General features: G+C 46.4%; 11 protein-coding genes and 1 riboswitch. Of the genes, 7 read left to right on the forward strand and 4 right to left on the reverse strand.

Features of this window, described 5'->3' with window-relative positions; genetic code table 11:
- Positions 1-5: 5 nt before the first annotated feature.
- Together B2P60_RS10295 and B2P60_RS10300 are read right to left on the reverse strand one after the other, a co-directional pair.
- A complete protein-coding gene (locus B2P60_RS10295; RefSeq protein ID WP_286741226.1) occupies positions 6-914 on the reverse strand; it encodes an alpha/beta fold hydrolase in 909 nt (302 codons plus the stop codon).
- A 54-nt stretch (positions 915-968) separates the two neighbouring features.
- Positions 969-2,873, reverse strand: a complete 1,905-nt coding sequence (locus B2P60_RS10300) for an ABC transporter ATP-binding protein (protein ID WP_286741228.1) — start codon at positions 2,871-2,873, stop codon at positions 969-971.
- A 382-nt stretch (positions 2,874-3,255) separates the two neighbouring features.
- Here B2P60_RS10300 and B2P60_RS10305 point away from each other — a divergent pair, with 382 nt between their 5' ends.
- Together B2P60_RS10305 and B2P60_RS10310 are read left to right on the forward strand one after the other, a co-directional pair.
- The gene (locus B2P60_RS10305) at positions 3,256-4,110 is read left to right on the forward strand and encodes an EamA/RhaT family transporter (protein ID WP_230708930.1); all 855 of its coding nucleotides are present in this window, start codon (positions 3,256-3,258) and stop codon (positions 4,108-4,110) included.
- 183 nt (positions 4,111-4,293) lie between these two features.
- The gene (locus B2P60_RS10310) at positions 4,294-5,184 is read left to right on the forward strand and encodes a fructose bisphosphate aldolase (protein ID WP_286741229.1); all 891 of its coding nucleotides are present in this window, start codon (positions 4,294-4,296) and stop codon (positions 5,182-5,184) included.
- 98 nt (positions 5,185-5,282) lie between these two features.
- Here the strand turns inward: B2P60_RS10310 and thiC are convergent, their stop codons facing one another.
- Positions 5,283-7,409 carry a phosphomethylpyrimidine synthase ThiC gene (gene thiC / locus B2P60_RS10315; protein WP_286741230.1) on the reverse strand — a complete coding sequence of 709 codons (2,127 nt, stop codon included), beginning with the start codon at positions 7,407-7,409 and terminating at the stop codon, positions 5,283-5,285.
- A 247-nt stretch (positions 7,410-7,656) separates the two neighbouring features.
- Positions 7,657-7,801, reverse strand: a riboswitch (TPP riboswitch).
- A 302-nt stretch (positions 7,802-8,103) separates the two neighbouring features.
- On the opposite strand from thiC, the gene pstS reads away from it, so the two are divergent.
- From pstS to phoU, 5 genes are all read left to right on the forward strand, one after another.
- Positions 8,104-9,273, forward strand: a complete 1,170-nt coding sequence (pstS, locus tag B2P60_RS10320) for a phosphate ABC transporter substrate-binding protein PstS (protein WP_230708926.1) — start codon at positions 8,104-8,106, stop codon at positions 9,271-9,273.
- Positions 9,274-9,451: 178 nt separating this feature from the next.
- Positions 9,452-10,405 (forward strand): phosphate ABC transporter permease subunit PstC, encoded by a 954-nt coding sequence (gene pstC / locus B2P60_RS10325; RefSeq protein ID WP_286741231.1) that lies wholly within the window; start codon positions 9,452-9,454, stop codon positions 10,403-10,405.
- An 81-nt stretch (positions 10,406-10,486) separates the two neighbouring features.
- Positions 10,487-11,401 carry a phosphate ABC transporter permease PstA gene (gene pstA / locus B2P60_RS10330; RefSeq protein WP_286741233.1) on the forward strand — a complete coding sequence of 305 codons (915 nt, stop codon included), beginning with the start codon at positions 10,487-10,489 and terminating at the stop codon, positions 11,399-11,401.
- Between the two features lie 94 nt (positions 11,402-11,495).
- On the forward strand, positions 11,496-12,431 hold the full coding sequence (gene pstB, locus B2P60_RS10335; protein ID WP_414706663.1) for a phosphate ABC transporter ATP-binding protein PstB: 936 nt from the start codon (positions 11,496-11,498) through the stop codon (positions 12,429-12,431).
- Between the two features lie 101 nt (positions 12,432-12,532).
- On the forward strand, positions 12,533-13,315 hold the full coding sequence (phoU, locus tag B2P60_RS10340; protein WP_286741232.1) for a phosphate signaling complex protein PhoU: 783 nt from the start codon (positions 12,533-12,535) through the stop codon (positions 13,313-13,315).
- A gap of 86 nt (positions 13,316-13,401) precedes the next feature.
- On the opposite strand, the gene B2P60_RS10345 is transcribed toward phoU, so the two are convergent.
- Positions 13,402-13,777, reverse strand: a 376-nt coding sequence (locus tag B2P60_RS10345; protein ID WP_286741121.1) for a transposase, incomplete at its 5' end; no start/stop codon positions are given.

Genomic DNA, 13,777 nt, shown 5'->3' on the forward strand with positions numbered 1-13,777 from the left:
TTATTTCAAGTTGAGAGTGGGGTATATTTATTGTTTTTATAATGATCGATGATGACTTGTGCACACCGTTCAGGCGCTTCCATCGGCAGCAGGTGACCATAGTCTGGGAGAGAAATGATGCTTTTGTCAGGCACAAATTTTTGCCACTGTTTACGCACTTTTGCATTAATAAATAAAGTTGGCTTGCCAGTGATCAGAGTATACGGACAACTGAGCTGCTTAAGGGCTGCATCGATATGCGGCGCGGCAAAATAGTTGGCCAGCTCTTGCTCTGGCGCAAACGTAAGCCCATAGCTGCCATCGGGGTTTTTGGTCAAGCTGTGTTCTGCAAACACTCGTAAGTGGTCGTCACTGATACGTTTGTAAGCCCGTTGGCGGCGCAGATGCTCGTAGTAGTTATTGACGTCTGACCAGATAGATCGTTTGGCTAGGGTGCTCTTGAATGGCTCGCGGCGTAGCAAAAGCTTACGTGGCAGCAAGTTATACAGCGTCGCTTGTTTTTTGGTAAAGGTCACAGGCTCTATCAAATAAAGCTGTGAAAATAGCTCGGGGCGTTTGGCGGCGGCCATCGCTGTGGCAGTTGCGCCTTGTGAATGGCCAATACCAACGACAGGCTTATCTTGTGTCTTTTCTAAAAACTCAATAAGAACATCCGCATCTTGCTCGCGTGTGAGACGATGGTTTTGCGGTTTATCATACCAATAGCCGCGTAGGGCAAGCGAGCTTATATTAAAGTCAGTCGCCAGTTTACTTAACAGTGGCGTATAAGTGCCCACGGTAAAGCTGTTGCCCGCATAAAAATGCGCTGGGACACGTGTGCGTGTGCTGGAATTTGACGTTTGAGTCAGCTGGTTTAAATCATAGTAGCGTGCTTGTTTACCACTAAGATGAATGCGATTTGTAAAGGCTTCCATAAAATAAACACATCCTTGTGAATGACTTTTTTAATGAGAGTTGACGGTGGTTAGTCAGCTGTCTTCTCCTAAGAAGCCGCCACTTTGACGTTGCCACAACCGTGCGTAGACACCGTTTAGTGACAATAGCTCATCATGGCTGCCTTGCTCGATTATATGTCCTTTGTCCATGACCACCAGTCGATCAAGTGCGGCAATGGTAGAAAGACGATGGGCGATTGCAATAACCGTTTTACCCGTCATCATATCATTTAGACTCTCTGTAATGGCAAACTCAATCTCAGAGTCAAGGGCACTGGTTGCTTCGTCCAACAGCAAAATCGGTGCGTTCTTTAGCATAACACGTGAGATCGCGATACGCTGACGTTGCCCGCCAGAGAGTTTGACGCCGCGTTCACCCACTTGCGTATCGAGACCAGTGTTGCCTTTATCGTCGTATAAGTCTTTAACAAAATCCCAAGCTTGGGCTTGTTTGGCGGCCATCATAATCTCCTCATCGGTCGCATCAGGACGACCGTAAGCGATATTCTCACGGACCGTGCGATGCAATAAGGAGGTATCTTGGGTCACCATACCGATCTGTTGGCGTAACGACTCTTGAGTGACTTCATCGATGGCTTGTTCATCGATCAGGATTTTACCGCTATCCACATCAAAAAAGCGCAATAACAAGTTAACGAGAGTAGACTTTCCTGCGCCTGAGCGCCCCACCAAGCCGATCTTCTCTCCTGGTTCGATGTCCAAATAGAAGTTATCAAGCAGTTTGATAGTGTTAGATGACGCTGGTGCATTGATGGTATTGGCAGGTTTGCCCTTAATATCGTCGCTGTCGTTTTCATAGCTAAAATCAACGTGATCAAAGACGATATGACCGTCCGTGACTTTTAAGGCAGGCGCATTTGGTTTATCCATGATCGTCTGCGGAGCGGATAAGGTGCGCATGCCATCTTGTACCGTCCCGATACTTTCAAACAGACTGGCAGTTTGCCACATAATCCAACGGGTTAGACCATTCAAACGTAGTGCCATCGCTGTCGCAGCAGCAATCGCGCCAACCCCAACCGCTCCTTGTTGCCACAAGTACAAACCAATACCCACCGTGCCGCTGACTAAAATCACACTGATAAGATGGGTCGAGACTTCTAAATAGCTGACCCAGCGCATTTGTGCATGAACGGTCCCTAAAAACTGCCCCATGGCGTTTTTGGCATAACTCAGCTCACGGCGCGAGTGACTAAACAGCTTAACCGTCATGATATTGGCATAAGCGTCGGTAATACGGCCTGTCATTAACGCCCGAGCATCTGCTTGTACAATGGCTGTTTGTTTGAGTTTGGGAATAAAGTACCAAATAGTCAGCGCAACTAAGATGAGCCAAACAATAAACGGAATTAATAACAGGCTGTCGAGATTAAATAAGATGACACCTGAGGTGATAAAATAGACAGTGACATACATAAACATGTCGGTCACGGTCATCACTGTATCACGCACTGCCAGCGCGGTTTGCATCACCTTGGCTGAGACGCGCCCTGAAAATTCATCTTGATAAAATTGCATCGATTGTCCAAGCATGCGCTGATGAAAACGCCAGCGCATCTGCATTGGAAACACACCTTGCAAGGTCTGAAAATGTACAAATGATGACAATGCAATCCATATGGGACTCAGGATCATGACCGCCAGCATCAAGAGCAACATGTCGCCTTTTTCTAGCCACAGATTCTCTGGTGTATAAACGCCCAGCCAATCGACGATATTGCCGATCCAAGCAAACAACATTGCCTCATAGATACCGATACCCGCAGACAAAATCATGAACAATAGTAACCAGCCGCGTAAACCCTTGGTACACGCCCACATAAACTTTAGCATGCCATCACGAGGTGACGGCAGCGGCATGGGTGTCTCAGGAAACGCAGGTAAGCGGTTTTCAAAAAAGCGAAATAGAGCATTCATAGGCAGTCATAAAACATCAATAGCAGTACGCCAAAATCAACGACATTACTCGTTATTTTGAATCTTTACTGTTGTTATTAGGGTTGCGCACTATTTTAGCAAAATTCGCAATTAGACCTGCATGCTAATTGTAATTTGACTGCCGCCGTTGCCGTCACAAGCCCTCGTTTTTATCAATAAGACAAAAGCCAATAAATAGATTGCTGTGTAAGACATACTTTGTTACATTCTCTGATTTCAAGCTGTTTAAGTGTCTCTATCTGTTTACAGTCATGGATAGATAGAACGTTGGCTTGGCTTAAGTAGAGTTAGCCTCTTACTCTGAACATGAGGATAGTCAATCCGCAAAAATTGCGGTGCAAAAAGCAAAAGGTAGAAGCGCATGATGTATTTAACGATAGCGGTGCTTTGCAGTGTCGCCGTTTCCGTGTTACTAAAAATATTACGACAAAAAGAGGTGGATATACGCCAAACCATCGTCGCGGGTTATCCCGTCGCGTTTTTGCTGACTTGGTTTTTGCTAAAACCCGATGTCAGCGCAGTGAGGACGCTTGGCGATGCGTGGGGTATTATTATCGCGCTTGCTGTGCTGCTGCCAGCTGTGTTTATCGTCCTTGGGCGCGCCATTGAGGCGGTCGGTATGGTCGCAACCGATGCCGCTCAGCGTTTATCTTTGATCATTCCGATCGTGGCCGCTTTCTTATTGTTTGGTGAGCTGCTGACGGGTACGCGTGTGTTGGGACTGGTATTAGGGTTTTTGGCACTAGGAGCGCTGATCTATCGTCCACAGCAAGAGCACGCTGATATTAGCAAAGACGCCAAACGTACACCGCTTTGGTTGTTTGGCGTATGGGCGGGTTATGGCGTTATCGATATTTTATTTAAGCAAGTTGCCAAGCAGGGCGCGGCCTTTCCACTCACGTTATTTGTCAGTTTTGGTTTGGCAGGGCTGTTGTTGTTGATCTACCTGCTCATCACTCGGGTGCGCTGGCAGGGGAATGCGCTGGTAGCGGGGTTATTATTAGGCGCGCTTAACATGGGAAATATTTATGCTTATGTGCGGGCGCATCAAGTGTTGTCCGAGTCTCCAAGTATCGTTTTTACGGGTATGAATGTGGGGGTCATCGCGGTCGCTACATTGATTGGGGTCGGGGTGTTTAAAGAAACCCTAAACCGTATGAATGTCATCGGCCTATTACTCGCGATTGGCTGTGTGGGCGTACTGTTTTTGGTTTGATGATTTTCGCTTAAAATCTGGCAGAGGTAAGCAGTTTTACAAAAGCTTTAACGTATCAGATATAGGCAGGGAGGGCGTCCTATGATAAGGTTATCTATAAGCAGTAAGGCTGGTTTAGGCTGACAAGACTCTGTTTATTTTATGATGTTTGATTTCAATAACTAAAAATAGGATGCCCACTCAATGGAATACGAAAAGCAATTACAGCGCATAAAAAACGGTTCAGGTTTCATTGCAGCACTTGATCAAAGCGGCGGCAGCACACCAAAAGCCCTAGAAAATTATGGTGTGAGTAGTGCTGATTATGATAACGACGAAGCAATGTTTGACTTGGTGCATGAGATGCGTGCCCGTATTATGACTTGTGATGCTTTTGATAGTGAGCGGGTGCTTGGGGCGATTTTATTCGAAGACACCATGGAGCGTGAAGTCAACGGTAAACCGACGGCCAACTATCTGTGGGAAGACAAAAACATTGTGCCGTTTTTAAAGGTGGATAAGGGTCTGGCCGAAAAAATGAGCGGTGTACAAGTCATGCGGCCGATGCCAAATTTAGATTTGCTATTAGATGAGGCAAAAAACTATCCTGTATTTGGCACCAAAATGCGCTCTGTGATTTACGAGCCAAGCGCCGATGGTATTGAACTGGTCGTGCAGCAGCAGTTTGATGTGGCAAAGCAAATACTCTCAAAAGGCTTGATGCCAATCGTTGAGCCAGAAGTGGATATTAACAGTGCCAAAAAGCACGATTGTGAGCTGCTGTTAAAGGCAGATATCTTGCGTAATCTGGAACGCTTAACTGATGATCATCAAGTGATGTTAAAGCTGACACTGCCGGAAGAATCAGGCTTTTACCAAGCGCTGGTTGATCATCCAAAAGTGCTCAAAGTAGTGGCGCTATCAGGTGGCTACAGCCGTAGTGAGGCGTGTGCTAAGCTCAAACAAAACCCAGGTATGATTGCGAGCTTCTCCCGTGCTTTTACTGAAGGCTTAAGCCGTCAGCAAAGCGATGATGAGTTTGCTGAGACCATCACAACTTCAATCGAAGAAATCTATCAGGCATCAAAAGTGTAGTAGTCACCCATAAAGCAGTATAAAAAGCCCTACTAAATAAGTGTGTAAATACTTAAATAGTAGGGCTTTTCTTGCTTTAAGTGTATAGGTTATTAAGCTTACACCTCTTTATATAACTGACGTCCTTCCTTGTTATATTTCGCAGTCATCTCTGCCATACCTTGACGTATTTCTTCAGCGCTGGCCGCACCCACTTGTCCGACAAGTTCAGTATTCACTTCTTTGATCAGATGTTCCGCATCGGTCAAATCGCCCGTTTGCGGCGTTACCTTTTTATTAGCCACCTCTTGATCCAGTCCCGCTGCATACTCGCGCACGTTTTGCGTAATCTTCATCGAGCAGAATTTTGGGCCACACATGGAGCAAAAATGCGCAGACTTATGCGCGTCTTTTGGTAGCGTCTCGTCGTGATATTCGCGTGCGGTGTCTGGATCAAGCGCCAGATTGAACTGATCATCCCAGCGGAACTCAAAGCGCGCTTTGGATAACGCATTATCACGCGCCTGTGCACCGGGATGGCCTTTGGCAAGGTCGGCTGCGTGGGCCGCAATCTTATAAGTGATGATACCGTCTTTGACGTCTTTCTTATTGGGCAGACCCAAATGCTCTTTTGGCGTGACATAACAGAGCATCGCCGTCCCAAACCAGCCAATCATCGCAGCCCCTATGGCACTGGTGATATGGTCATAACCTGGGGCGATATCAGTCGTTAAAGGCCCTAACGTATAAAAAGGCGCATCAGCACACAGCTCAAGCTGCAAATCCATATTTTCTTTGATACGGTTCATCGCGACGTGGCCAGGCCCTTCGATCATCACCTGTACGTCATGCTCCCATGCCACTTTGGTCAATTCGCCAAGTGTCCGTAGCTCGCCAAATTGCGCTTCATCATTGGCGTCTTGCAGGCAGCCGGGACGCAGACCATCACCCAAGCTAAACGCCACGTCATACTGCTTCATGATCTCGCAAATGTCTTCAAAATGTGTGTACAAAAAGCTCTCTTTATGATGCGCAAGACACCACTGTGCCATGATAGAGCCACCGCGTGAGACGATACCTGTTAAGCGTTTGGCAGTGAGCGGCACATAGCGCAGCAGTACGCCGGCATGAATGGTGAAGTAATCCACTCCTTGCTCTGCCTGCTCAATCAAGGTGTCGCGAAATATCTCCCATGTTAAGTCTTCTGCCACGCCATCGACTTTTTCTAATGCTTGATAAATCGGTACGGTACCAATCGGCACTGGCGAGTTACGAATCAACCATTCACGGGTTTCATGAATGTGGTTGCCCGTTGATAAGTCCATAATGGTATCGGCACCCCAACGCGTGGCCCACGTCATTTTTGAGACTTCTTCATCGATAGAAGAGCCAAGCGCTGAGTTGCCAATATTGGCATTGATTTTGACCAAAAAATTGCGTCCGATGATCATCGGTTCGGATTCAGGATGATTGATATTGTTTGGGATGATAGCGCGTCCAGCAGCCACTTCACTGCGTACAAATTCAGGCGTGATGATTTTTGGTGTGTTGGCACCAAAGCTCTCGCCATCATGTTGGCGCATGTCGGTCAGCTCATGCTGCTTTTGTGTCTCGCGAATGGCGATATATTCCATCTCAGGAGTGATGATGCCGCGACGCGCGTAGTGCATTTGCGTGACATTTCCTGACAAGCCGTCGCCCGTTTTAGCGCGACGTGGTTTATCGATATGAGCAAATCTTAGATTGGCCGTACTGATATCGCGAGCACGCGCTTGCCCGTATGAGCTAGACAGCCCGCTTAGCTGTTCGGTATCACCGCGCTCATTTATCCAGTTTTCACGCAGTTTTGGCAGTCCACGCGTGAGGTCGATATCAACATTGGGATCGGTATAGACGCCTGAGGTGTCATACACATAAAACGGTGGGTTATGTTCGCCATCTTTGTCACCCGTGCCGCCCACAGGGGTATCAGCCAAGCTGATTTCACGCATGGGTACTTGGATATCAGGTCTTGAGCCTTCGATATAGACTTTACGGGAGGCGGGTAGGATACGATGCAGGTCGCGGGCATCTTCTTCGAAGCGCGCGTCACTTGCCGCGCGGTGGGCAGGCGTTTTTAGAGCGTCTGCTTTTTTGTCTGATTTGACAGTGGTGGCGTCAGCGGACTCTGACGTAAGCGGTGTGTGATGGGCTGGGTTAGGCGTTTGAGCCTGTCGTGCCATTGCGGTGGTGTCTGAGATAGTCATATGCTGTCCTAGCGTGTTGGTTTTTGAATAAAAGCAACACCGCCAGTAGCTGCGGGGGCAAGTCTCCATCATCTAGACAAGTTTATATTATGAGTACACGCCTGCGACCAAAAAATATCGTCACAGGTGATGGTCATCAAATATTGGACGCAGCTTTATATCCTCTCTCGTATCTGGACATGCGTTACGCATATTAAGACAGTAGTGATGATACAAATGTATTTCTACGCGTCCTTTGTCATAAATAACAAAGTGCTTAAGACTTCCCTGCGTCGGTACTAACCGCATCAGGTTCGGCGGGTGATCTCTCAGCGAATGTATCAAGGCGACTACTTTAAGAAAGCAAGTTTAATAAAGTAGGCCAATGCTACACCGCACCCCGAGTCTGTCAGTGTTGTAAATCCTCTCCATACTAGCAAAATTCTATCCTAACGGCTAATGGTATTTGGTCAGAAATATCAGACTTTATACTGGCAGTTTGATGTTTCTACGACTATGAGCCCTTAGAACCAGTGAGTGACCAGTGAGGGCAAGGATCTACTTGAATAGACAGTAGGTAGGATATCCAAATATTATGTAAAGCGCATGAAAGATTCAAGAGGTTGTCATTAAACTGTCATAAAGATTTGGCAACATAGCTCCCATGTCGCACACAATGCTTTTTTGTACCGTTGTTAAACCTCAGGAGTCCTACATGCGTTATTCGTTATTAGCAGTAGCCGTCAGCTGTACCTTAGCACTGACGGCGTGTAACAAATCGACCGATACGTCAGAGCCAGCTGCTGATAATAGCAGCGCTGTCACAACCACGGAAACCACCACTCAGACTCAGGCAACCCCTGCTGCTGGCACAGGTTTTAAGTCTGCTGAAAATATCGCCATGAATATCACTGGGGCAGGGGCTTCATTCCCGCAGCCTATCTACGCCAAATGGTCTTATGACTACAACGCTGCGACTGGTGGTCAAGTTAACTACCAATCAATCGGTTCTTCTGGTGGTATCAAACAAATTCAATCAAAAACAGTCGATTTTGGGGCGTCTGATGCGCCTTTGACGCCTGAAGAGCTGGATGAAGCGGGTCTGATTCAATTCCCAACGGTCATCGGCGGCGTGGTACCCATTGTCAATATTGATGGTGTTGAGCCAGGCGAGCTGAAATTGGATGGTGAAACTTTAGCCAATATCTATTTGGGTAAAATCAATAACTGGAATGACCCTGCCATCAAAGCACTGAATCCAGATTTGAGCTTACCTGATGCGGCGATTACCACCGTATTCCGCTCAGACGGTTCAGGCACGACTTTTAACTTCACTGACTACCTTGCCAAAGTGTCACCAGACTGGAGCGACACCGTTGGCGTTGATAAGACCGTCAAATGGCCAACCTCTGCTACTGGTGCTGGCGGCAAGGGTAATGAAGGCGTTTCAAGCTACGTCAACCGCATGAAAAACTCGATCGGCTATGTTGAATACGCTTACGCTAAGCAAAACGACATGTCACACACGGCTCTCAAAAACGCAGCTGGCAACTTCGTACAACCCTCTGCAGAAACTTTTGCCGCAGCGGGTGATATCGACTGGTCACAACAAGAAGGCTTTTATAAAGTCATCACCAATTCTGAGACTGAGCAAGCATGGCCAATCGCTGCTGCAACCTTCATCTTGGTGCACAAGCAGCCAGAGAATCCACAGCAAGTCGCTGGTGTATTGAACTTCTTTGATTGGGCCTACACGCAAGGCGATGATGACGCTATGGCGTTAGATTATGTGCCTTTCTCTGATACCGCCGTGGCGTTATTCAAAGAAAAGTGGAACGAGGTGAAGGGCAGTGATGGACAGCCAGTGTATAAGCCTGCGCAGTAATTTCACTATTCTAGATACTGTTTAATAATTGCTCATTTTCCTCTCAAATCACTATTCTTCGGTAGTGGTTTGAGGGGTTTTATCACAGCAAATTTAAAGAACATTTGAAGTTTGTTGTCATAAAACTGAATGAACACACTGGTTTTTTGAATTCACTCTATTCAATGCTGAGACACTTATGAATGACTTAAGGTCCCAACTGGCCAAACAAAAACGTTACGATATGCTGTTTGTCAACGCCACCAAGGCTTTTGCCCTACTGGTGCTTTTATCTTTAGGCGGCATTTTAGTCTCCTTAATCATCGGGGCGTGGCCGAGCATTCAAGAGTTTGGCTTGGGCTTTTATACCAGCAATAACTGGGACACGGTTGCCAATGAGTACGGCGCGCTAGCGCCTATCTACGGCACGCTGATAACCTCGCTTATTGCGATTGTCATTGCTGTACCCGTGAGCTTTGGGATTGCCATATTTTTAACCGAGATGTGTCCCACCTTTCTAAAAAAACCACTTGGTATTGCCATTGAGCTGTTGGCAGGTATTCCTTCTATTATTTACGGTATGTGGGGACTGTTTGTCTTTGCGCCTTTTTTTGGCGATCACATTCAGCCGTGGTTCATTGAACACGTTGGCCCTTTACCTATTATCGGTGAATTATTTACGGGCGCGCCCATGGGGCTAGGCATGTTTACCGCTTCACTGGTCCTTGCCATCATGATCATCCCTTTTATCGCCGCTACCATGCGCGATGTCTTTTCTGTCGTGCCGGACTTATTAAAAGAGTCAGCTTACGGTATGGGGGCAACGACGTGGGAGGTCATGTTTAAGATTATCCTGCCTTATACCAAAGCAGGCGTCGTCGGCGGCGTTATTTTGGGATTGGGCCGGGCACTGGGTGAAACGATGGCGGTGACTTTCTTAATTGGTAACGCCTTTAATATCAATCCAAGTCTGTTTACCTCTGGGGTGACGATTACGTCGGCCTTGGCCAATGAGTTTGCAGAAGCGTCCAGTGAGCTACATTTGGCTTCTTTACTACACTTAGGTCTAATCCTATTTGTTATTACCTTCATCGTGCTGTCTCTGGCTAAGCTGATGCTGATGCGCATGGATAATAAAGCGGGCAATCGATAGGCCTGAGATGGACTTCTTAGGTTTGATTTAGGTTCGATAGACTTTGAGAGAGAGTGATAAAAGACATGGGAAATAAATATGATGCCTGCTAACAATGGCACTAACACGATCAATGCGCCGTTACCAGTGAAGACAAGTTTTGAAGGACGTTATAACAAAAGCCTTTATAACAAGCGCCGCTGGGCCAATAAGCTCGGTTTAGGCTTTGCGATGGCGGCGATGGTTTTTGGGTTGTTTTGGTTGTTTTGGATTTTGTTTACGTTGTTTATCGAAGGCTTTCAAGGCATCGTACAACTGCCTGTATTCACGGCTGACACCCCGCCGCCTATGAGTGCAGGCGGTTTACGTAACGCCATTGTCGGCTCCATCATGTTGGCCTTTTCAGGATTGTTTATCGGCGCGCCGATTGGGCTTATGACAGGTATTTATTTATCTGAATTTTCTCAAGGCAGTATGCTTGGCAAAGTGACGCGCTTCTTAAACGATATTTTGCTCTCCGCGCCATCGATTGTGATTGGTCTATTTATTTATGCACTAATGGTAAAGGGACAAAGCTTCTCTGGCTGGGCAGGCGCGTTGGCATTAGCACTGATTGTGATTCCCGTGGTTGTGCGTACCACGGAAAATATGCTCAATCTAGTGCCCAACAGTATTCGTGAAGCCGCCTATGCACTCGGCACCCCTAAATGGAAAATGGTGACGCAGGTAACTATTAAAGCGGCGCGCGCAGGACTCACCACGGGGGTGCTATTGGCCTTTGCCAGAATCACTGGTGAGACGGCGCCCTTGCTGTTTACCGCATTGAACAATCAATATTTCAGTACCGATATGAGTCAACCCATTGCCAACTTACCCAATACCATCTATCAGTTTGCAATGAGTCCTTATGACAACTGGCACACCTTGGCGTGGGCGGCCGCACTCCTTATCACGACCTCTGTCTTGGTACTAAATATTTTGGCGAGATTCATTGGTGGTCGCAGCCAAAGTAGATAGCAGTCAGACCAAATAAATCTGACGATACATCCCATGACATCGAGCATTTACTTGAACTTATATGAGCTTTAATAGAGCTAGGTTGGATAAAATTATGAATGACGTCATCAGCAAAGTTCGTACAAAAACGACTGTTAATCGCTTCAATGAGATAACAAGCAATCAGACAAAAGGCAGTCTATTAAACAGACCTATGGCTACTAGCTCGCAGATGGAGCAACCAGATATTGCCAGCTTAACCAAACAAACCCGCCACGACATTCCTAAAAACATGCCAGCTGCAAAAATGCAGATTCGTGACCTAAGTTTTTATTATGGTGACTTTCAAGCGCTAAAAAACATCAATATTGATATCCCAGACAAAAAAGTGACCGCCTTTATCGGGCCATCAGGTTGCGGTAAGTCGACATTATTACGTACATTTAATCGTATGTACGATCTATACCCCGGTATGCGCGCAGAAGGTACTATCAATTTGGATGGCAACAATATCTTGGGTAAAGATGTCGATGTGAACTTGTTACGCGCGCAGGTTGGTATGGTCTTTCAAAAACCCACACCGTTTCCGATGTCAATTTACGACAATGTTGCGTTTGGCGTACGCCTCTATGAAAAATTGAGCAAGTCTGAGCTGGATCATCGTGTGGAGTGGGCGTTAAAGAAATCGGCATTGTGGCCTGAGGTAAAAGACAAGCTAAAAGCCTCTGGGTTGTCTTTATCAGGTGGGCAGCAGCAACGCCTGTGTATCGCGCGTAGTGTCGCGACCAAGCCTGAAGTGTTGTTACTCGATGAGCCAACGTCAGCACTCGATCCTATCTCGACTGGTGCTATCGAGGATCTGATTGAGGATTTAAAACAGGATTACACCATTGCGATTGTTACTCATAACATGCAACAAGCCGCCCGCGTGTCAGACTACACCGTTTACATGTATTTGGGTGACATGATTGAGATGGGAGAGACGGATCAGATATTTACCAAGCCTGCCCAAACCGCGACGGAAGACTATATTACGGGTCGTTATGGCTAATATTGAGCGTCTTATTGTTAACCAGTATCCAGCGCCTGTCATTGGTTCAACTTAAAAGATATACCGTTTCACCAAAATATGGATTTTAGGGAATACCTCTTATGCAAAGTGATAAGCATATCTCCAAAAGTTTTGATCAAGATCTTGATGAAGCCATCCGTCTGTTTTTGTACATGGGCGATAGCGCGGCCAACCAAGTCACCAAAGCGATCCATGCGCTGATTGATAAAAATGAGACGCTGGCGCAAGAAGTCATCGATATGGACTTTGACATCAATCGGATGGAAGTGGCGCTCGATGAGCACATTTTGTTATTGGTTGCCAAACGTCAGCCAGCTGCCAGCGATTTACGTTTGGTGATGTCTATCAGTAAAGGCGTGGTGGATTTAGAACGTATTGGGGATGAAGCGGTTAAAATTGCCCAGATGGCCAGTAAAATCTCGGCGCAAGGCAAGTCCTCTTATGGTTACGCGGAAGTTCAACACTTAAGCAACCAAGTTCGTCTCATGCTACACAACGCGCTCGAAGCGTTTAGTCAGTCAAATGCTGAGCAAGCGTTTGAGGTTATGCGTAATGATAACGTGGTCAACGATGAGTACCAATCGGCCATTCGTGCTTTGATGACCTATATTATGGAAGACTCTCGGCACGTCTCAAAAGTGATTAATATTATGTGGATATTGCGTGCGCTTGAGCGTATTGGCGATCATGCCCAAAACGTGGCTGAGTTGGTGATTAACTATATTAGCGGTCAAGATGTGCGTCATTCAGACTATGCCCTAGTCGAAAAAGCGGTACAAGAAGCCAATGATCGCTTAGCTGCCCGACACGTGACCGCCATGTCAGCGACTGATTTTGAGTCGTCAGACAGTGATGCGGAATAAAAAATCTCTTGTTAACATTCGAGCACAGATATTTTTGGCAAAATAAAAACGCGCGATATCGATATCGCGCGTTTTTTTAGATATAGTCAGTTTAAAATAAAACTGTTATGCCTTGGACAAATATCATAAAACAATTTGGATAAATCATTCTCCATCCAGCCTTGGCGTAGAAACTTCACCTGAGCCCATTTTTTCTCGATAGGGTTTAAGTCTGGGCTGTACGGCGGCAACCATAAAATACGATGACCATGCCTGTTCAGTAGCTTTTGAATACGCTTATTCTTATGAAATCGAGCATTATCCATGACAATCACGCATTTTGTTTTAAGACTTGGGACCAGTGTTTGTTTGCACCAATCGTAGAATATGCAGCTGTTCATATTTGTCTCAAAGTAATCAAGCGCAAACAACATCTTTTCATACAGAGCCCCAATAACGTTGGTTCGCTTTTTACCTTGCCAG

Origin of the sequence: Psychrobacter sp. UBA3068, from assembly GCF_002366815.1 — a bacterium.
In the GTDB taxonomy this organism is placed as follows: Bacteria; Pseudomonadota; Gammaproteobacteria; order Pseudomonadales; family Moraxellaceae; genus Psychrobacter; species Psychrobacter namhaensis.